The sequence below is a fragment of the Streptomyces sp. NPDC096079 genome (assembly GCF_040303145.1).
Taxonomy (GTDB): Bacteria; Actinomycetota; Actinomycetes; order Streptomycetales; family Streptomycetaceae; genus Streptomyces.
Map to the genome: position 1 here is coordinate 591,727 of NZ_JBEOST010000001.1, position 18,419 is coordinate 610,145.

An 18,419-nucleotide genomic window follows, 5' to 3' on the forward strand; every position below is an offset into this window, starting at 1 on the left:
TCAGGCCCCCTCGGGTGCGCGGGAGACGAGCTTGGTCCAGGCGGTGACGACGTGCTCGCCGGAGGCGTCGTGGACCTCTCCGCGGATGTCCAGGATGTCGTTGCCTGCGAGGGACTTGATCGCCTCGATGGTGGAGGTGACCGAGAGCCGGTCCCCGGCGCGAACGGGCCGGGTGTAGGCGAACTTCTGGTCGCCGTGGACGACGCGGCTGTAGTCGAGGCCCAGCTGCGGGTCCTCGATGACGGCGCCGGCCGCCTTGAAGGTGATGGCGAACACGAAAGTGGGCGGGGCGATCACATCGGAATGTCCGAGCGCCTTGGCCGCCTCGGTGTCGGTGTACGCGGCATTGGCGTCACCGATCGCCTCGGCGAACTCGCGGATCTTCTCGCGGCCGACCTCGTAGGGCGCGGTGGGCGGATAGGTCCGGCCCACGAAGGACTGGTCGAGCGCCATGGACTCGATACCTCCTGGATTTGTTGCCGACAAACGACACGAGGCCGCCCCCGAGTGGGGACGGCCTCGTGTACGAGCCTGATTAGCGCGTCTCGCGGTGCGCAGTGTGCGAGTTGCAGCGAGGGCAGTGCTTCTTCATCTCAAGACGGTCCGGGTTGTTACGCCGGTTCTTCTTGGTGATGTAGTTCCGCTCCTTGCACTCCACGCAGGCCAGCGTGATCTTCGGGCGGACGTCGGTGGCAGCCACGTGAGTGCTCCTTGACGGACGGATGGACGGATGAACGCATAGAAGAGTAGCCGATCGAAGGACCGACCCCACAATCGGCTACTGTCTGTAGCGGTGACCGGACTTGAACCGGTGACACAGCGATTATGAGCCGCTTGCTCTACCGACTGAGCTACACCGCTTTGATGATCCGGACCCCGTCCGAAGACGGGATCCCTCTCACCAGAGCCCCAATACGGAATCGAACCGTAGACCTTCTCCTTACCATGGAGACGCTCTACCGACTGAGCTATTGGGGCGAGCGAGGAAGACATTACACGGTCTCCGGCCCATCACCCAAATCCGTTTCCCCACGGCCTCGCGACGGCCCTCACCAGGCGTCCCGTACGCCACTCGTGGCCTCATCGGTACGACTATTGCGCTCCTCCTCGAAGGTCGCTCCGAGCGCCCCTAGGCTCGGCCCCACCCTTCGTGATCTTGACCCTTGAGGAGCCTTGAGGAGCCTGATGTCAGCCGACAGCAAGCAGCCCCAGCCGCCCGAGGACGGGGCCGCCACCACCGCCGACTCGACCTCGCTCCTGCTCTCCCACGCGCGGCTCGGCGACGGACGGACGGTGGACGTGCGGCTCGCCGGCGGCCGGATCGAGGCCGTCGGCACCGCGGGCAGCCTCACCACCGCGGGCGCGCGGGTCGACCTCGGCGGCTATCTGCTGCTGCCCGCCGCCGCCGAACCGCACGCCCACGCCGACACCGCGCTCTCCGCCGACACCCCCGGCCCCGTCTCGTACGCCCCCGAGGAGGTGCAGCGGCGGGCCACCGAGGCGGCCCTGCTCCAGCTCGGCCACGGCGCGACGGCGCTCCGCGCGCACGTGCGCATCGGCGACGTCCACGGACTCGGCCCGCTCGAAGCCGTGCTCCAGGCCCGGCGCTCGCTGCGCGGCCTCGCCGACCTGACGGCCGTCGCGGTGCCCCGGCTGCTCACGGGCGTCGCGGGCGCGGACGGGCTCGCGATGCTGCGGGACGCGGTGAAGATGGGCGCCGGGGTGGTCGGCGGCTGCCCGGACCTCGACCCGGACCCGGCGGGCTACGTGGAGGCCGTGCTCGACGTCGCCGCCGAGCACGGCGCCCCGGTCGACCTGCACACCGACGGGGACGACCCGGCGCGCCTGGCCCGGCTCGCGGCGATGGCGGGCGGGCTGCGGCCCGGGGTGACGATCGGGCCGTGCGCGGGGCTCTCCCGGCTCCCGTCCGAGGCCGCCCGCCGCGCGGCCGACCAGCTGGCGGCGGCCGGGGTGGCGGTGGTGTGCCTGCCGCAGGGCGGCTGCGGGGGCACGGAGCTGCGCGGCGCGGCCCCGGTGCGGCTGCTGCGGGCGGCCGGGGTGCGGGTCGCGGCCGGCAGCGGAACGCTGCGGGACGTGGCCAATCCGGTGGGGCGCGGTGACCCGCTGGAGGCGGCCTACCTGCTGGCCTCGCTGGGCGGTCTGGCCCCCCAGGAGGCGTACGCGGCGGTGGGCGCGGAGGCGCGGGCGGTGATGGGCCTCCCCGAGGTGCGGGTGGAGGCCGGCTTCCCGGCGGAGCTGCTCGCGGTGCGCGGCGAGCGCCTGGCGGGCGTGCTGTCCCTGGCGTACAGCCGGATCGTGGTGCACCGGGGGCGGGTGGTGGCGCGGACGAGCGCGGTGCGGGAGTACTGCGACTCGGCGGCGGCCCTGGACCTGCCGCGCCAGGCGCGCCCGGAGCGGCCGCCCGAGCCGGGAAGCCCTCCGGCCGGTCCCGTCGTACGGTCGTGAGTATGCGCATCGTCATCGCTGGAGGACACGGACAGATCGCCCTGCGCCTGGAGAGGCTGCTCTCGGCGGCCGGGCACGAGGTCGCGGGGATCATCCGCACGCCGGAACAGGGCGCCGACCTGCGGGAGGCGGGCGCCGAGCCCGTCGTCCTCGACCTGGAGTCGGCGTCGGTCGAGATGGTCGCCGCGGTGCTCCAGGGCGCCGACGCGGCCGTCTTCGCGGCGGGCGCGGGGCCGGGCAGCGGCGCCGGCCGCAAGGACACGGTGGACCGGGCGGCGGCCGTCCTGTTCGCCGACGCGGCGGAACGCGCGGGCGTGCGCCGCTATCTGGTCGTCTCCTCGATGGGCGCGGACGCGTCGCATCCGGGCGACGACATCTTCGACGCCTACCTGCGCGCCAAGGGCGCGGCCGACGACGAGGTCCGCTCCCGTACGCGCCTGGAGTGGACGATCCTGCGGCCCGGCTCCCTGACGAACGACGCGGGCACGGGCATGGTCCGCCTGGAAGCCCGCACGGGCCGGGGCCCGGTCCCCCGCGACGACGTGGCCGCGGTCCTCGCCGAACTCCTCGACACCCCGGCGACCGCCGGCCTCACCCTGGAACTGATCGCCGGTTCGGTCCCGCTCTCGGTCGCGGTGAAAGACGTGGCCGGCAACTGACCCGCCCCGCCCCCGGAAACGAGTGAAGGCCCCCGGCGCAAGCACCGGGGGCCTTCTTCACGTGGCGACGCCAGGATTCGAACCTGGGTAGGCTAAGCCGACGGATTTACAGTCCGCTCCCATTGGCCACTCGGGCACATCGCCATGGGTTCGTTGCTGTGGTTCCCCGCTGTTCTGCGGTGTTCCCCGGCAACGACGTAAACAATACCTGATCCCCGGGGGTGGTTCGCCACCGGATTGATCAGCGGTTCGGCCGGTGACTCACCCCCTAGGCTTTGGGGGTACCCCACAGCATCCGAGCAAGGAGCCACGAGTCATGGCCGACTCCAGTTTCGACATCGTCTCCAAGGTCGAGCGGCAGGAGGTCGACAACGCCCTCAACCAGGCCGTGAAGGAGATCTCCCAGCGCTACGACTTCAAGGGAACCAACGCCTCGATCTCCTGGTCGGGCGAGAAGATCCTGATGCAGGCGAGCGGTGACGAGCGCGTCAAGGCGATCCTCGACATCTTCCAGTCCAAGCTGATCAAGCGGGGCATCTCGCTGAAGTCGCTGGAGGTCGAGGGCGAGCCGCAGCTGTCCGGCAAGGAGTACAAGCTCTTCGCCTCCGTCCAGGAGGGCATCTCCCAGGAGAACGCCAAGAAGGTCGCGAAGGCCATCCGCGACGAGGGCCCCAAGGGCGTCAAGGCGCAGGTCCAGGGCGACGAGCTGCGGGTCAGCTCGAAGAGCCGGGACGACCTGCAGGCCGTGCAGGCGCTGCTCAAGGGCAAGGACTTCGACTTCGCGATCCAGTTCGTGAACTACCGCTGACCTCGTCACGGGCCGGGACGGTCGTGTCCGAATACCGCCAGCCCCGCGCGCCGCGGTCCCCGCACACTGGGTCTCAGGAAGACCCGTGCGGGGAGAGGAACCAGTCATGACCGTGTACGCGTACGTCGACGGCCCCCTGGGCGAGATGCTCCTCGTCGGGCAGCTCGCCGAAGGGGGCCGTGCCGTGCTGCGCTCCCTGTCCCTGCCGGGGCAGAAGGGCGCCGTCGCGGTCGAGGACGGCTGGACGCTCGCGCCCGGGGCGTTCACCGAGGCCGCGCGGCAGCTCGACGAGTACTTCGCCGGGCGGCGCGACCGCTTCGACCTGCCGCTGGCCGACGACGCCGGGACCGTGTTCCAGCGGCGCGTCTGGCGGGCCCTGGAGGACATCCCGTACGGGACGACCGTCTCGTACGGGGAGATCGCCCGCCGGGTCGGCTCGGCCGGCGCCGGGGTGCGGGCCGTGGGCACCGCGATCGGGCGCAATCCGCTGCTCGTGGTGCGGCCCTGCCACCGGGTGATCGGGGCCGACGGGAACCTGCGCGGGTACGCCGCCGGGCTCGACCGCAAGGAGCGGCTCCTCGGACTCGAAGGGGCCCTCGAAGGCGCCCTCGGAGGATCCCGCGTGTGACCGGCGACGGGCTCTTCCCCCGCGAGAGGGTCACCGTGGCGCCCGGAGCGGTGCACGTGCCCGCGTGGCTCCCCTTCGCGCGCCGGCGGCAGCTGGTGGACGCCTGCCGGGAATGGGGCCGCGGCCCCGTCCCGTACCGGCAGACCGTGCTCCCCGGCGGCGGCGTGATGTCCGTGCGGTCCCTGTGCCTGGGCCGGCGCTGGGTGCCGTACCGCTACCTCGACTCCGTCGGGATCCCCCTGCCGGACTGGCTCGTCGCGCTCGGCCGCGAGGCGCTCGTCGAGGCGTACGGGGACCACGGGGGTTTCACCCCCGACACGGCGCTCGTGAACTTCTACGCGCCGGGGGCGCGCATGGGCATGCACCAGGACCGGGAGGAGCGCTCGGGAGCGCCGGTGGTGTCGCTGAGCCTCGGCGACCGGTGCGTGTTCCGGTTCGGGAACGCGGAGAACCGCGGCCGGCCGTACCGGGACGTCGATCTGGCCTCCGGGGACCTCTTCGTCTTCGGCGGTGCTTCGCGGTGGGTTCACCACGGGGTCCCCAAGGTGTTCCCGGGGACCGCCGAACCCGCCCTCGGCCTGGCCGGACGCCTGAACATCACGCTCAGGGAGACCGGCCTCAGCGTCTAATGTGCGGAGCATGACACCGGAACTGCGCCGCTCCCTGGGCCTCTTCGACGCGGTCGTGATCGGGCTCGGTTCGATGATCGGCGCGGGGATCTTCGTCGCCCTCGGGCCCGCCGCGGACGCGGCCGGCTCCGGCGCGGGGCTGCTCTGGGCGCTCGGTGCCGCCGCCGTCGTCGCGTACTGCAACGCGATGTCCTCGGCCCGGCTCGCCGCCCGCCACCCCGCCTCCGGCGGCACGTACGTGTACGGTCGCGAACGCCTCGGTTCCTTCTGGGGCTACCTGGCCGGCTGGGCCTTCGTCGCCGGCAAGACCGCCTCCTGCGCGGCGATGGCGCTGACCGTCGGCGCGTACGTGTGGCCGGAGCAGGCGCACGCGGTCGCGGTCGCCGCCGTGGTGGCCCTGACAGCCCTCAACTACGGGGGAGTTCAGAAGTCGGCGCTGCTCACCCGGGTGATCGTGGCGCTCGTCCTCGCGGTGCTCGCCTGCGTCGTCACGGTCTCCTTCGGGGCCGGCGAGAAGGGCGTCGCCGCCCTCGGCGGGGAGTTCACGACGGGCGGAGTCCTCCAGGCCGCGGGTTTGCTCTTCTTCGCGTTCGCGGGGTACGCGCGGATCGCCACGCTCGGCGAGGAGGTCCGCGATCCGGCCCGGACCATCCCCCGGGCGGTGCCGCTCGCGCTCGGCATCACCCTCGCCGTCTACGCCCTGGTCACCGTCGGCGTGCTCACCGTCCTCGGCCCCACCGCCCTCGCCGCCTCCCCCGCGCCGCTCGCCGACGCGGCCCGCGCGGCGGACGCCGGCTGGCTGGTGCCCCTGGTCACCGTGGGCGCGGCCGTCGCGGCGCTCGGCTCGCTCCTCTCACTGATCCTCGGGGTGTCCCGTACGACCCTGGCGATGGCCCGCGACGCCTACCTGCCGACGGCCCTCGCGGCCGTCCACCCCCGCTACCGGGTGCCGCACCGGGCAGAGGTCGCCGTGGGCGCCGTGGTGGCCCTCGTCGTGGCGACCGTGGACGTGCGCGGCGCGATCGGCTTCTCGTCCTTCGGCGTCCTCGTCTACTACGGGATCGCGAACGCCAGCGCGTGGACGCTGGGCGGCCGCGACCGCGCCCTGGCCGCCCTCGGCCTCACCGGCTGCGCCGCGCTCGCCTTCGCCCTCCCCCTGGGCTCGGTGCTCGCGGGCTCGGGGGTCATGGCGGCGGGCGTGGTGGCCTGGGCCGTCAGCCGGGGCCGTGCGGTGCCGCCGCACGCGTAGGGCGCGCCGCACGCGTAGGGCGCGAAGGGGGCGTCAGCGCGTGCCGTAGCCGTAGCCGTACGCCTGGTCCGTCGGGACGATCTCCTTGCCCAGGGGCAGCAGCGACACCGGGATCATCTTGAAGTTCGCGATGCCCAGCGGAATGCCGATGATCGTGATGCAGAGGGCGATCCCGGTGGTGATGTGGCCGAGCGCGAGCCACCAGCCCGCCAGGATCAGCCACAGCACGTTCCCGACGCAGGACGGGGCGCCCGCGTCGCGCCGGTCGACGACCGTGTGCCCGAAGGGCCAGAGCGCGTAGATGCCGATGCGGAACGCGGCGAGTCCGAAGGGGATGCCGATGATGGTGATGCAGAGGAGGATCCCGGCTGCCATGTAGCCGAGGAACATCCAGAATCCGCAGAGCACCAGCCAGATGATGTTGAGGATGGTCTTCACGGGCGTCGACCTGCCATCTGTTCGAGCCGGGCGATCCGCTCGGCCATCGGCGGATGAGTGGAGAACATCTTGGAGAGGCCCTGGCCGGGCCGGAACGGATTGGCGATCATCATGTGGCTCGCGGTCTCGATCCGCGGCTCGGGCGGCAGCGGCAGCTGCTTCGTCCCGGCCTCCAGCTTCCTGAGGGCGCTGGCGAGGGCCAGCGGGTCCCCGGTGAGCTGGGCGCCGGAGGCGTCGGCCTCGTACTCCCGGGAGCGGGAGATGGCGAGCTGGATGACGGAGGCGGCGATCGGGCCGAGGATGAGGACCAGCAGGTAGCCGAGGATGCCCGGGCCGTCGTCGTCGTTGGAGCGGCCGACCGGGATCAGCCAGGCGAAGTTGACCAGGAACATGATCACGGAGGCGAGCGCTCCGGCGACCGAGGAGATGAGGATGTCCCGGTTGTAGACGTGGCTCAGCTCGTGGCCGATGACCCCGCGCAGCTCGCGCTCGTCGAGGATCGCGAGGATGCCCTCGGTGCAGCAGACGGCGGCGTTGCGCGGGTTGCGGCCGGTCGCGAAGGCGTTCGGCGCCTGCGTCGGCGAGATGTAGAGCCGGGGCATGGGCTGCCGCGCCTGCGTGGAGAGCTCGCGCACCATCCGGTACAGCGCGGGGGCCTCGAACTCGCTCACCGGCCGGGCGCGCATGGCCCGCAGCGCCAGCTTGTCGCTGTTCCAGTACGCGTACGCGTTGGTGCCGAGCGCCACGAGCAGCGCGACGATCAGCCCCGTACGTCCGAAGAAGCTGCCGATGACGATGATGAGGGCCGAGAGCCCTCCGAGGAGGACCGCGGTCCTCAGCCCGTTGTGCCGGCGGTGCACGGTACGCCCTCCAAGTGGTGCGGCAGGGGAACCCTTTTCCTCGCGGTGGTCCACGCGTCCAGTGGACCCTCCCGTACTGGTCAACGCCAGGCGAGAGCCGCGGGTTCCCCAGCTCGCACGGGGTGCCGTGTGGGCCGTACGGGTGAGCCGACGGTCACGGCACTAGCGGGCGGCCGGGATCTTGTCCAGGCCGAGGACGGTCGGCTCGATCTCGCTCGTGCAGTGGGCGCAGCGGGTGGCGATGGCCGGGACCTCGGTGAAGCAGCGGGGGCAGTCGCGCTTCTCCGCCTTGGGGTCCATCGCCTCCTCCTTGGCGAACTTCTCCTGGATCTTCGTCATGGGGACGACGATGAGGAAGTAGAGGACCGCGGCGGTGATGACGAACGCTATGGCGGCGGCGATCGCCAGACCGTAGGGGAAGTCGGTCTTGCCGATGGTGAACTTGGCCTCGCTGAAGTCACCGACGGAGCCGGTCGCCAGACCGATGAGCGGGGTGATGAACGCCTTGCTGAAGCCGGTGACCACGGCCGTGAACGCGGAGCCGACGGCCAGACCGATGGCCATCGAGACGACGTTCCCGCGAAGTATGAAGTCCTTGAATCCGTTCAGCACGGGGTGTTGCTCCTCGGTTCTTCTCTTGTGTGGGGGGTCAGAACAGGGCCGTCGACACGAAGCGGAGGGCGAACTGCGGGTAGCCCGACAGGACGGCTCCGGCCACGGCGGTCAGCACGATCGCGAGGGTGACCGGCGCGGGGGCCCTGTGCGTGACGGGCGCGCCCTCCGGCGTACGGAAGAGCAGCGCCGTCCAGCGCAGGTAGTAGAAGAGCGCGATCACGACGTTGACGCCCATGATCACGGCCAGCCACCCGAGGCCCGCGTCGACGGCCGCCGAGAAGACGGTCACCTTGGCGAAGAGGCCGATGATACCCGGGGGCAAACCGGCCAGATTCAGGAGGAAGAACCCGAGCGCGAGGGCGGCCGCGGGGCGGGCGGCGTACAGGCCGCGGTAGTCGCTGATCCGGTTCTCGGGGTGGGTGCGGGCGACGAGCGTGACGACCGCGAAGGCGCCGAGGTTCACGACGGCGTACATCAGGGCGTACGCGACGGTGGCGCCGATCTGGTCGTCGCCGGAGTACGCGGCGGCCGCGATCGGCACCAGGAGGTAGCCGGCCTGGGCGACCGAGGACCAGGCGAGCAGCCGTACCGCGCTCCACGCGCGCGTGGACACCTGGCGGAGCGCGGCGACGTTGCCCGCGGTCATGGTGAGCGCGGCGAGGACGGCGAGCGCGGGGCCCCACACGTCCGCGTACGAGGGGAAGGCGACGACGGTCACCAGGATGAGGCCGGTGAAGCCGACGGCCTTGCCGACGACGGAGAGGTACGCGGCGACGGGCAGCGGGGCTCCGACGTAGGTGTCGGGGACCCAGAAGTGGAAGGGGACGGCGGCCGTCTTGAAGGCGAAGCCGACGAGGGTGAGGGCGACCCCGGCCTCGGCGAGCGTCTGGAGCTGCCCGGGGACGTCGTCGAGGCGCTGGGCGATCTCCGTGAGGTGGAGGGTGCCGGTCGCCGCGTACACGAAGCTCGCGCCGAGCAGGGTGACGGCGGTCGCGGTGACGGACGAGAGGAAGAACTTGAGGGCGGCCTCGCCGGACATGCGGTCGCCGCGCTTGAGGCCGACGAGCGCGAACGCGGGCAGCGAGGCGACTTCGAGGGCGACGACGAGGGTGGCGAGGTCGCGGGAGGCGGGCAGCAGGGCGGCGCCGGCGGCCGAGGACAGCAGCAGGAACCAGTACTCGCCGGGCGGGAGCTTCTCGCGGGTCTCGTCCAGCGAGAGGAACGCGGTGACCAGCGCTCCGGCGAGGACGAGGAACTGGATGACCAGGGTGAAGTGGTCGGCGGTGTAGCTGCACGCGTCCGCGTGGCCCCCGGCCTGCGCCGTGGCGGTGAGGCAGAAGGTGGCGCGGTCGCCGGCCCGCAGCGGCACGAGGAGCGCGAGGGAGGCGACGAGGCCGCCGATCGCGGTCCAGCCGAGGAGCTGCTTGCGCTCGCGCGGCACGAACAGGTCGGCGACGAGGACGACGAGGGCGACCAGGGCCGTGAGGGTGGGCGGCGCGATCGTGAGCCAGTCGACGGACTGGACGAGGGACGTCATCGGGGTCCTCCCGCGAGGAGCTGCTGGACGGCCGGGTCGGTGAGGCCGAGGAGGACGGCGGGCCAGAGTCCGGCGAGGACGGTGAGGGCGACGAGGGGCGTCCAGGCGGCGAACTCGTACCCCTGGACGTCGGCGATCGCCGTCTCCCCCGCGGGTCGCGGGCCGCCCATGCAGACGCGGCGGACCACGACGAGGAGGTAGGCGGCGGTGAGGAGGGTGCCGAAGGCGCCGATCGCCATGAAGGTGAGGAAGGCGGGGCGGCTGAGGCCCTCGGCCGGTTCGAAGGCGCCGAACAGGGCGAGCATCTCGCCCCAGAAGCCGGCGAGGCCGGGCAGCCCGAGGGAGGCGACGGCGGCGAAGGCGAGGAGCGCGCCGAGGCGGGGGGCGCGGCCGTAGAGGGCGGCGCCGGTGGCGCCGGCCAGGGTGTCGAGGTCGGCGGTGCCGTAGCGGTCCTTGACCGCGCCGACCAGGAAGAACAGCAGGCCGGTGACGAGGCCGTGGGCGATGTTCGCGAAGAGGGCGCCGTTGACCCCGGTGGGGGTCATGGTGGCGATGCCGAGGAGGACGAAGCCCATGTGGCCGACGGAGGAGTACGCGATGAGGCGCTTGAGGTCGCCCTTGTTGCCGGGCTTCGCGAGGGCGAGGCAGGCGAGCGATCCGTAGATGATCCCGGCGACGGCGAAGGCCGCGAGGTAGGGGGCGAAGGTCCGCATGCCGTCGGGGGTGATCGGCAGGACGATCCGCACGAATCCGTACGTGCCCATCTTCAGCAGGACGCCGGCGAGGAGGACGGAGCCGACGGTCGGGGCGGCGGTGTGGGCGTCCGGGAGCCAGCTGTGGAGCGGCCACATCGGGGTCTTCACGGCGAGCCCGAGACCGATCGCGAGAACGGCGATGACCTGCACGGACGTGGTCAGTCCACGGCCGTTGTCAGTGGCGAGTGCCACCATGTCGAACGTGCCCGCCTTCACGCCGATGAGGAGCAGGCCGAGCAGCATGACGACGGAGCCGAGCAGCGTGTAGAGGATGAACTTCCAGGCGGCGGCCTGCCTGCCCTCGCCGCCCCAGCGGGCGATGAGGAAGTACATCGGGATGAGGACCATCTCGAAGGCCAGGAAGAACAGGACGAGGTCGAGGACGGCGAAGGTGGCGAGGGTGCCGGACTCCAGGACGAGGAGCAGGGCGACGAAGGCCTTCGGGGACCCGCCCGCGGGCAGCTTGAAGTAGCTGTACAGCGCGCAGAGGAAGCTCAGCAGCGCGGTCAGGACCAGGAGGGGGAGGGAAATGCCGTCGACACCGAGGTGGATGCGCACGTCGAGTGCCCTGATCCAGCTGATGTCCGTCGTGGCCTGCATCGTCGACGGGTGGTCGTGGTCGAAGCCGAGGGCGAGGACGAGCGCGGCCAGCAGGATGACGCCGGTGACGGTCACGCCGTGGCGGAGCACGGCCTGGTCGGGTGACTTTCCCTTCAGTCCGGGCGGGGCGGGCAGGAGAGCGGCGGCGGCGCCGAGGAGCGGGCCGGCGACGATCAATGCCAGAAGGAACTGCATCACGGATTCGCTGATATCGATCACGGCTCACGCTCCGGCGGCGGCGTTGGCGAGGGCGACGGCGACGATCGCCAGGACGACGGAGCCGGCGAGCAGGGCGCTCAGATAGGTCTGCGCGTTGCCGGTCTGGGCGCGGCGGACGAGCCAGCCGAGGCCCTTGGCGCTGTTCCCCGCGGCTTGTACGTAGGTGTCGACGACCTCGCGGTCCAGGAAGCGGACCAGGGAGGCGGCGGCGAGCACGGGGCGGACGAACGCGGTCCGGTAGACGGCGTCCAGGTGGAAGCCGTCGGCGGCCGGTCCGTGCAGCGGGCCGAGGAGGACGCGGCCGGGGTCGGCCGGGTCCTCGGCGGGGTGCGGCAGGCGCAGCGCCTCGGCCTCGACCTGGCCCGCCTCGGCGTCCGGGTGGGCGACGTGCGGGACGGGTGCCGTGACCGGGGTGCGGGCGGCGAGGGTGCGCCAGACCGCGTAGGTGACGGCGGCTCCGGCGACGGCGAGCCCCGTGCCGAGGACGGCCGTGGTCAGGGTCGGGGTGAGGGGGTGCCCGTCGAACCAGTCGTCGAGGTAGGTGACGGTCAGACCGAAGCCGAGCGACGGGATCGCGAGGACCCAGAGGACGGCGGTCATGGCGATCGGCTGGCGGCCGTGGTCGGGGGCCTCGGCGCCGCGGCCGCGGAAGGTCCGCAGCCAGAGACGGAGGGCGTACGCGGCGGTCAGCAGGGCCGTGAGCAGTCCGGCGACGAGGACGGTCCAGCCGGCCCCGGCCGGGGCGACGTCCCGCTCACCGAGGGCGGTGTGCTCGGCGGCCACGAGGACGGCTTCCTTGGAGAAGAAGCCGGCGAAGGGCGGGATCGCGGCGAGCGCGAGGAGGGCGACGGTCATCGTCCAGTACGCGTCGGGGATCCGCCGGGCGAGGCCGCTCATGCGGGACATGGCGGTGAGGGAGTTCGTCCCGGCGGCGTGGATGACCGCGCCGGCGGCGAGGAAGAGGAGCGCCTTGAACGCGCCGTGCGCGACGAGGTGGAAGACGGCGGCGCCCCGGTCGCCGACGGCGAGGGCTCCGGCCATGTAGCCGAGCTGGCCGATCGTCGAGTAGGCGAGGACCCGCTTGATGTCGTCCTGGGCGAGCGCGGCGAGTGCCGAGCCGACCATCGTGATCGCGGCCATCACGGCGAGCACGGTCATCGCGGCGGCGGAGGCGGCGAAGACCGGGAGGAGGCGGGCGGTGAAGTAGATGCCGGCGGCGACCATCGTCGCCGCGTGGATGAGCGCGGAGACGGGGGTGGGGCCGGCCATGGCGTCCGGGAGCCAGGTGTGCAGCGGGAACTGGGCGGACTTGCCCGCGACGCCGGCGAGCAGCAGCAGCGCGATCAGGGTGGGGTGGTCGATGCCGCCGCTCGCGACGGCGCCGAGGACGCCCGTGATCCGGAAGGTGCCCGCGTCGGTGGCGAGGGCGAAGAGACCGATGAGGAAGGGGACGTCGCCGAGCTTGGTGACGAGGAAGGCCTTGAGGGAGGCGGACCGCGCCTCGGGGGTCTCCCAGTAGTGCCCGACGAGGAAGTACGAGCAGATGCCCATGATCTCCCAGCCGACCAGGAGCACCATCAGGTCGCCGGAGTAGACGACGAGCAGCATCGCGGAGGTGAAGAGGGAGACGAGCGCGGCGTACGAGGGGTAGCGGGGGTCGTCGCGGAGGTAGCCGGTCGAGTAGATCTGCACGCAGGTCGCGACCACGCCGACGAGGACGGCGACGAGGGCGGCGAAGCCGTCGATGTAGAGGCTCAGGTCGATGGGGACGGACCCGGTCGGCGTGTACTGGGTGGCTGCCTCGATCGCCTTCCCCCCGCCCTGGCGGGCGGCGACCACGCCGGCGAGGACCGCGGCGGCGAGGGTCGGCAGCACCGCCAGGGGGCGGACGAAGCCGGGCGCGGTGCGGCCCAGCAGGAGTCCGGCGGCGGAGCCGAGGAAGGGGAGGAGGGGGACGAGGACGGCGAGGGTGGTCGTGGTCACGCGGCGGCCTCGGCCTTCTCCTCGGCGGACGGCTGTTCCTTGGTGTCGCGCAGACGGTCGACGTCCGAGGTGCCGCGGTTGCGGTGGACCATCAGGACGATGGCGAGACCGATGCCGATCTCCGCGGCGGCGACGGCGATGGTGAAGAGGGTGAGCGCCTGGCCGGCGTGGAGGGTGTCGCGGAGCCAGACGTCGAAGGCGACGAGGTTGAGGTTGACGGCGTTGAGCATCAGCTCGACGGACATCAGGACGAGGATCGCGTTGCGGCGGGCGAGGACGCCGTAGACGCCGACGGCGAAGAGGAGGGCGGCGAGGACGGCCGGGTAGGCGAGGTGCATCAGCTCTCGTCCTCCTTCTTCTTCCGGGAGAGGACGATCGCACCGACCAGGGCGGCGAGGAGCAGCACCGACAGCGCCTCGAAGGGCAGCACCCAGTGTTGGAAGAGGATCTCGCCCATGACGCCCGTGGAGCCCTGGGCGGGTCCGTCGAGGTCGATCCAGGTCGTGCGGAAGGCGTCGACGACGACCCAGACGAGGGCCGCCGCGGCGGCGAGCGCGACGGCGAGGGCCACGGGCCGGTTGCCGGAGTCGGCGTCCGGGGAGCGGCCGATGGGGGCCTTGGTGAGCATGAGACCGAAGAGGAGGAGGACGACGACGGAACCGACGTAGATCAGGACCTGGACCCAGGCGATGAACTCGGCGGTGAGGAGGAGGTACTCGACGGCGAGCCCGCCGAGCGCCACGACCAGCCAGAGGGCGGCATGCACCAGCTGGCGGGTGGTGACGGTGACGAGGGCGGCGCCGAGGGTGACGAGGCCGACGAGGACGAAGGCGATCTCGACGCCGGTGGGCGAGAGGAAGCCGGCGCTCTGTGCTGCGAGGGTCACTGCTGGTCCTCCTGGGCCTGCGCCTGGGCTTCGGCGGCGGCCTGGGCGGCGGCCTCGGCCTGGGCGGCGGCCTTCTCCGCCGCCTTCCGGGCCGCGGCGATCTCCTTCGGCTCCTCCGCACGGGGGTCGAGCGCGGGCGGCTCGGGAACCGTCCACATCCACTCGCGGAGCTTGTCGCGCTCGTGGGTCAGCTCGTGGATGTCGGTCTCCGCGTACTCGAACTCGGGCGACCAGAACAGGGCGTCGAAGGGGCAGACCTCGATGCAGATCCCGCAGTACATGCAGAGCGAGAAGTCGATCGCGAAACGGTCGAGGACGTTCCGGCTGCGCTCGCGGCCGCCGGGGGCTGAGGGCGGCACCGTCTCCTTGTGGGAGTCGATGTAGATGCACCAGTCGGGGCACTCGCGGGCGCAGAGCATGCAGACCGTGCAGTTCTCCTCGAACAGGCCGATGACCCCGCGGGTGCGGGGCGGCAGCTCGGGCTGCACGTCCGGGTACTGCGCGGTGACGGTCTTCCTCGTCATCGTGCGGAGGGTGACGGCGAGGCCCTTGGCGAGGCCGGAGCCGGGGATGGGCATTACTGGATCGCCACCTTCACGATGCCGGTGAGCGCGATCTGCGCGAGCGCGAGCGGGACGAGCGTCGTCCAGGCGAGCTTCTGGAGCTGGTCCTCACGGAGCCGCGGGTAGCTCACCCGCAGCCAGATGACGACGAAGGCGAGGACGGCCGTCTTGAGGAGGGTCCAGACCCAGCCGAGCCCGTCGGCGCCGAAGGGGCCGTGCCAGCCCCCGAGGAACAGGACGGTCGTGAGACCGCAGAGGACGACGATGCCCGCGTACTCGGCGAGCAGGAAGAGCGCGAAGCGGAGACCGGTGTACTCGGTGTAGGCGCCGAAGATGATCTCCGAGTCGGCGACCGGCATGTCGAACGGGGGCCGCTGGAGTTCGGCGAGGCCGGCGACGAAGAACACCAGGGCGCCGATGATCTGCCAGGGCAGCCACCACCACTCGAAGGCGTTCAGGATGCCGGGCAGCGAGACGGTGCCGGCGGCCATCGCGACCGAGGCGGCCGTCAGCAGCATGGGGAGCTCGTACGCGAGGAGCTGGGCGGCGGTGCGGAGGCCGCCGAGCAGCGAGAACTTGTTCGCGGAGGCCCAGCCGGCCATGAGCGAGCCGAGGACGCCGACGCCCATGACGGCGAGCACGAAGAAGATGCCGGCGTCGACGACCTGTCCGACGGCGCCTTCGCTCGGGCCGATCGGGATCGCGACCAGCACGAGCAGATACGGGAGGAGGGCGACGGCCGGCGCGAGCTGGAAGATCCGCCGGTCCGCGTCCTTCGGGACCACGTCCTCCTTCTGTGCGAACTTCACGCCGTCGGCGACGAGCTGGGCCCAGCCGTGGAAGCCGCCCGCGTACATGGGGCCGAGACGGCCCTGCATGTGCGCCATGACCTTGTGCTCGGTCTGCCCGACGACGAGCGGCAGCACGAGGAAGACGGCGAAGACGATGAGCAGCCGGACGGCGACGTCGAGTGCGTCGTTCACGCGGGATCGCCTCCGGCGGTGTCGGTGGACTGGTCGGCACCGGGCCCTGCGGGCGGCCCGGCGGGAGTGGCCCGGGCGGCCTCCGTCTCCGGGGCCTCCGGCTCGGCGGCACCGGGTTCAGAGGCACCGACCCCGGCGGCCTCTGCCTCCAGGGCCTGCGTCTCCGGGGCCTCCGGGTCGGTGGCACCGGGTTCAGGGGCACCGGCCCCGGCGGCCTCTGCCTCCGGGGCCTCTGCCTCCGGGGCCTCTGCCTCCGGGGCCTCCGGCTCGGCGGCACCGGGCTCGGCGGCGCGGGGCTTCTGGACCTCCGGCCCAGCGGCACCGGCCTCGGCGGCCTCTGCCTTCTCGGCCTCCGGCCCGTCGGTCCCCGCCGGGGCCTCCGGCTCGGTCGAGGGCTCGTCGAAGGCCGGGCGGGCGTGGTGCCAGGGGGCGTCCGAGCTGCGGGTACGCGGGGTGGCGGCCGTCCCGCGCGACGCGGGACCGTCACCCGGGGCGGGCGCCTCCGGGGCCGTCGGCTCCGGGGCTCCCGGCTCCGGGGCGGCCGGCTCGGGAGCTGTCGGCTGCGGGGCGGCCTGGCTCGCCGAGCCGTCGGCCGCCGAGCGGGAGCGGCGCGGCGGGCGGGCGGTGGCCGGCGGGGCGTCCGTGCCCGGGCCCGCCTCAGGGGCGGCCTGGCTCGCCGAGCCGTCGGCGGCCGAGCGGCTGCGGCGCGGCGGACGGGGCGCTTCGGCCGGGGCTTCCGGCGTGCCGGGCTGCTCCGGGGTCGCCTGGCTCGCCGAGCCCTCGGACGCCGTGCGGGAACGCCGTACCGGAGCACCCGCCTCCGGAGCCGCCTGGCTCGCCGAGCCCTCCGTGGCCGTGCGGGCGCGGCGGACGGGGCGGTCGCCCGCGGCCGCTCGGGCCGGGCGGTCGCCGGCCGCGGCGCGGGCCGGGCGGGCGGGGGCCGGGGGGAGCTGGCCCTTCAGGGGGCCCCATTCGTTGGGGTCCGGGACGCCCGGCGGGAGCATCTGGCGGCGCTTGGGACCGCCGCCGTCGTGCGACTCGCCCGGCTCCTTCGCGCCCGGCCACGCCTTCGCGACCCGGGCGGCGAGGACGAAGTCCTTGCGCAGCGGGTGGCCCTCGAAGTTCTCGGGGAGGAGGAGGGGCACGAGGTGCGGGTGGCCCTCGAAGGCCACGCCGAACATCTCGTGGGTCTCGCGCTCGTGCCAGCCCGCGCCCGCGTAGACGCCGATCGCCGTGGGAAGGACGGGCGCCTCGTGCGGGACGGTCGTGCGGAGCAGGAGGCGCTTGGGGGCCCCCTCCCCCAGCGCCACCACGTGCGCGCAGACCCGGAAGCCCGTGCCCGGCTCGTCCACCGCGCTCAGCCAGTCGAAGTACGTGCAGCCCAGCTCGTCACGGGCGGTGGTGAGCGCCGTGATCCAGGAGGCCGGGGGGACGTCGACGGTCAGCAGGTCGTACGCCCGCTCCGCCGTCGCGTCCGCGCCGAAGACCTCCGTGACGGCGTCGGGGAGGGAGTCGTACGCGCTCATGCCGTGCCTCCCGGCGGCGGAACCAGCGGGCTCGTCAGCTGTGCCGTCGAGGGCGTCGTCGTGTACCGCTCCGCCAGGCTCTCCCGGGCGATCTTCTCCTGGAGCTTGAGGATGCCCTGGAGCAGCGCCTCGGGCCGCGGCGGGCAGCCGGGCACGTAGACGTCGACGGGGATGATCTGGTCGACGCCCTTGGTGACCGAGTACGAGTCCCAGTAGGGGCCGCCGCAGTTCGAGCAGGCGCCGAAGGAGATGACGTACTTCGGCTCGGGCATCTGCTCGTACAGGCGCTTCACGGCCGGTGCCATCTTGTCCGTCACCGTGCCGGAGACGATCATCAGGTCGGCCTGGCGCGGGCCCGGCGCGAAGGGGATCACGCCGAGCCGGATGAAGTCGTGCCGGGCCATCGACGCGGCGATGAACTCGATCGCGCAGCAGGCGAGCCCGAAGTTGAAGACCCACAGGCTGTAGCGGCGGCCCCAGTTCAGGACCACCTTCATCGGCTCGGGGGCGAGGCGGGCGAGCGGCCCCAGCTTCGGAGCGGGCAGGGGTGTGGGCAGGGGTGTTACGTCCATGCCAGGACGCCCTTCTTGTACGCGTAGAGCAGCCCCACGGCCAGGAAGCCGAGGAAGACGAACATCTCGACCAGGGTCGTGGCGCCGTAGCCGGGCGCGGCGAAGACCGTCGCCCAGGGGAAGAGGAAGATCGAGTCGACGGCGAAGATGACGTAGAGGAAGGCGTACACGTAGTAGCGGACCTGGGTGTGCGCCCAGCCCTCCCCCACGGGGTCGACACCGCACTCGTAGGTGAGGAGTTTCTCGGGCGTCGGCACGACGGGCCGGAGCAGCCGGCCCGCGCCGAAGGCCACGGCGACGAAGAGCACGCCGACGACGGCCAGGAGGCCGACGACGGAGTACGTCTGGAAGTAGTCCGCCGCGTCGGCCGCGACAACGGTCGGTTCCCGCACGTCCGCCCCTCGGTCCAGGTGTCTCATGAATCACTTCTCTACAGCGGCGAG

General features: G+C 72.5%; 21 protein-coding genes and 3 tRNA genes. 6 read left to right on the top strand and 18 right to left on the bottom strand.

Annotated elements, in window-relative coordinates:
• From ABTY59_RS02830 to ABTY59_RS02845, 4 genes are all read right to left on the bottom strand, one after another.
• On the bottom strand, positions 1 to 453 hold the full coding sequence (locus tag ABTY59_RS02830) for an FAS1-like dehydratase domain-containing protein (RefSeq protein ID WP_352017077.1): 453 nt from the start codon (positions 451 to 453) through the stop codon (positions 1 to 3).
• Between the two features lie 82 nt (positions 454 to 535).
• On the bottom strand, positions 536 to 700 hold the full coding sequence (gene rpmG, locus ABTY59_RS02835; protein WP_003956487.1) for a 50S ribosomal protein L33: 165 nt from the start codon (positions 698 to 700) through the stop codon (positions 536 to 538).
• Between the two features lie 88 nt (positions 701 to 788).
• Positions 789 to 861: transfer RNA gene (locus ABTY59_RS02840), tRNA-Met, on the bottom strand.
• A gap of 44 nt (positions 862 to 905) precedes the next feature.
• Positions 906 to 978 (bottom strand) — tRNA-Thr (locus tag ABTY59_RS02845).
• Positions 979 to 1,185: 207 nt separating this feature from the next.
• Between ABTY59_RS02845 and ABTY59_RS02850 the strand changes: the two genes are divergently transcribed.
• Entirely contained in the window at positions 1,186 to 2,466 is a 1,281-nt protein-coding gene (locus ABTY59_RS02850; protein ID WP_352017078.1) for an amidohydrolase family protein, read from the top strand.
• A gap of 2 nt (positions 2,467 to 2,468) precedes the next feature.
• Entirely contained in the window at positions 2,469 to 3,125 is a 657-nt protein-coding gene (locus ABTY59_RS02855) for an NAD(P)H-binding protein (RefSeq protein ID WP_352017079.1), read from the top strand.
• A 62-nt stretch (positions 3,126 to 3,187) separates the two neighbouring features.
• Here ABTY59_RS02855 and ABTY59_RS02860 read toward each other — a convergent pair.
• Positions 3,188 to 3,269 (bottom strand) — tRNA-Tyr (locus ABTY59_RS02860).
• Positions 3,270 to 3,441: 172 nt separating this feature from the next.
• Between ABTY59_RS02860 and ABTY59_RS02865 the strand changes: the two genes are divergently transcribed.
• From ABTY59_RS02865 to ABTY59_RS02880, 4 genes are all read left to right on the top strand, one after another.
• Positions 3,442 to 3,933, top strand: coding sequence for a YajQ family cyclic di-GMP-binding protein (locus tag ABTY59_RS02865; protein WP_352017080.1), 492 nt, complete (start codon positions 3,442 to 3,444; stop codon positions 3,931 to 3,933).
• Between the two features lie 106 nt (positions 3,934 to 4,039).
• Positions 4,040 to 4,561 (top strand): methylated-DNA--[protein]-cysteine S-methyltransferase, encoded by a 522-nt coding sequence (locus tag ABTY59_RS02870; protein WP_352017081.1) that lies wholly within the window; start codon positions 4,040 to 4,042, stop codon positions 4,559 to 4,561.
• On the top strand, positions 4,558 to 5,190 hold the full coding sequence (locus ABTY59_RS02875) for an alpha-ketoglutarate-dependent dioxygenase AlkB family protein (protein ID WP_352017082.1): 633 nt from the start codon (positions 4,558 to 4,560) through the stop codon (positions 5,188 to 5,190). The genes ABTY59_RS02870 and ABTY59_RS02875 overlap by 4 nt, the downstream gene beginning before the upstream one ends.
• 10 nt (positions 5,191 to 5,200) lie before the next feature.
• The gene (locus ABTY59_RS02880) at positions 5,201 to 6,439 is read left to right on the top strand and encodes an APC family permease (protein ID WP_352017083.1); all 1,239 of its coding nucleotides are present in this window, start codon (positions 5,201 to 5,203) and stop codon (positions 6,437 to 6,439) included.
• 33 nt (positions 6,440 to 6,472) lie between these two features.
• Here ABTY59_RS02880 and ABTY59_RS02885 read toward each other — a convergent pair whose 3' ends face one another.
• The 13 genes from ABTY59_RS02885 to ABTY59_RS02945 all read right to left on the bottom strand — a co-directional run bounded on the left by ABTY59_RS02885 (position 6,473) and on the right by ABTY59_RS02945 (position 18,395).
• Positions 6,473 to 6,877, bottom strand: coding sequence for a YccF domain-containing protein (locus tag ABTY59_RS02885; protein ID WP_352017084.1), 405 nt, complete (start codon positions 6,875 to 6,877; stop codon positions 6,473 to 6,475).
• Positions 6,874 to 7,737, bottom strand: coding sequence for a zinc metalloprotease HtpX (gene htpX / locus ABTY59_RS02890; RefSeq protein WP_352017085.1), 864 nt, complete (start codon positions 7,735 to 7,737; stop codon positions 6,874 to 6,876). The genes ABTY59_RS02885 and htpX overlap by 4 nt, the downstream gene beginning before the upstream one ends.
• 162 nt (positions 7,738 to 7,899) lie before the next feature.
• Positions 7,900 to 8,349 carry a large conductance mechanosensitive channel protein MscL gene (gene mscL / locus ABTY59_RS02895; protein ID WP_352017086.1) on the bottom strand — a complete coding sequence of 150 codons (450 nt, stop codon included), beginning with the start codon at positions 8,347 to 8,349 and terminating at the stop codon, positions 7,900 to 7,902.
• Positions 8,350 to 8,386: 37 nt separating this feature from the next.
• Positions 8,387 to 9,889: an NADH-quinone oxidoreductase subunit N gene (locus ABTY59_RS02900; RefSeq protein ID WP_352017087.1), complete on the bottom strand. Its 1,503-nt coding sequence runs from the start codon at positions 9,887 to 9,889 to the stop codon at positions 8,387 to 8,389.
• Positions 9,886 to 11,439, bottom strand: coding sequence for a complex I subunit 4 family protein (locus ABTY59_RS02905; RefSeq protein WP_352017305.1), 1,554 nt, complete (start codon positions 11,437 to 11,439; stop codon positions 9,886 to 9,888). Before ABTY59_RS02905 ends, ABTY59_RS02900 begins: the two co-directional genes overlap by 4 nt.
• 27 nt (positions 11,440 to 11,466) lie before the next feature.
• Positions 11,467 to 13,446 (bottom strand): NADH-quinone oxidoreductase subunit 5 family protein, encoded by a 1,980-nt coding sequence (locus tag ABTY59_RS02910; RefSeq protein ID WP_352017088.1) that lies wholly within the window; start codon positions 13,444 to 13,446, stop codon positions 11,467 to 11,469.
• Positions 13,443 to 13,784, bottom strand: a complete 342-nt coding sequence (gene nuoK, locus ABTY59_RS02915; RefSeq protein WP_352017089.1) for an NADH-quinone oxidoreductase subunit NuoK — start codon at positions 13,782 to 13,784, stop codon at positions 13,443 to 13,445. Before nuoK ends, ABTY59_RS02910 begins: the two co-directional genes overlap by 4 nt.
• A complete protein-coding gene (locus ABTY59_RS02920; RefSeq protein ID WP_352017090.1) occupies positions 13,784 to 14,332 on the bottom strand; it encodes an NADH-quinone oxidoreductase subunit J family protein in 549 nt (182 codons plus the stop codon). The genes nuoK and ABTY59_RS02920 overlap by 1 nt, the downstream gene beginning before the upstream one ends.
• Complete coding sequence (locus tag ABTY59_RS02925) at positions 14,329 to 14,910, bottom strand: NuoI/complex I 23 kDa subunit family protein (protein WP_352017091.1); 582 nt, start codon at positions 14,908 to 14,910, stop codon at positions 14,329 to 14,331. Before ABTY59_RS02925 ends, ABTY59_RS02920 begins: the two co-directional genes overlap by 4 nt.
• A complete protein-coding gene (locus tag ABTY59_RS02930; RefSeq protein WP_352017092.1) occupies positions 14,910 to 15,878 on the bottom strand; it encodes a complex I subunit 1/NuoH family protein in 969 nt (322 codons plus the stop codon). The genes ABTY59_RS02925 and ABTY59_RS02930 overlap by 1 nt, the downstream gene beginning before the upstream one ends.
• A complete protein-coding gene (locus tag ABTY59_RS02935; RefSeq protein WP_352017093.1) occupies positions 15,875 to 17,404 on the bottom strand; it encodes an NADH-quinone oxidoreductase subunit C in 1,530 nt (509 codons plus the stop codon). The genes ABTY59_RS02930 and ABTY59_RS02935 overlap by 4 nt, the downstream gene beginning before the upstream one ends.
• Positions 17,401 to 17,976 (bottom strand): NADH-quinone oxidoreductase subunit B, encoded by a 576-nt coding sequence (locus ABTY59_RS02940; RefSeq protein WP_352017094.1) that lies wholly within the window; start codon positions 17,974 to 17,976, stop codon positions 17,401 to 17,403. The genes ABTY59_RS02935 and ABTY59_RS02940 overlap by 4 nt, the downstream gene beginning before the upstream one ends.
• Positions 17,967 to 18,395 (bottom strand): NADH-quinone oxidoreductase subunit A, encoded by a 429-nt coding sequence (locus ABTY59_RS02945; RefSeq protein WP_352017095.1) that lies wholly within the window; start codon positions 18,393 to 18,395, stop codon positions 17,967 to 17,969. Before ABTY59_RS02945 ends, ABTY59_RS02940 begins: the two co-directional genes overlap by 10 nt.
• Positions 18,396 to 18,419 lie beyond the last annotated feature (24 nt).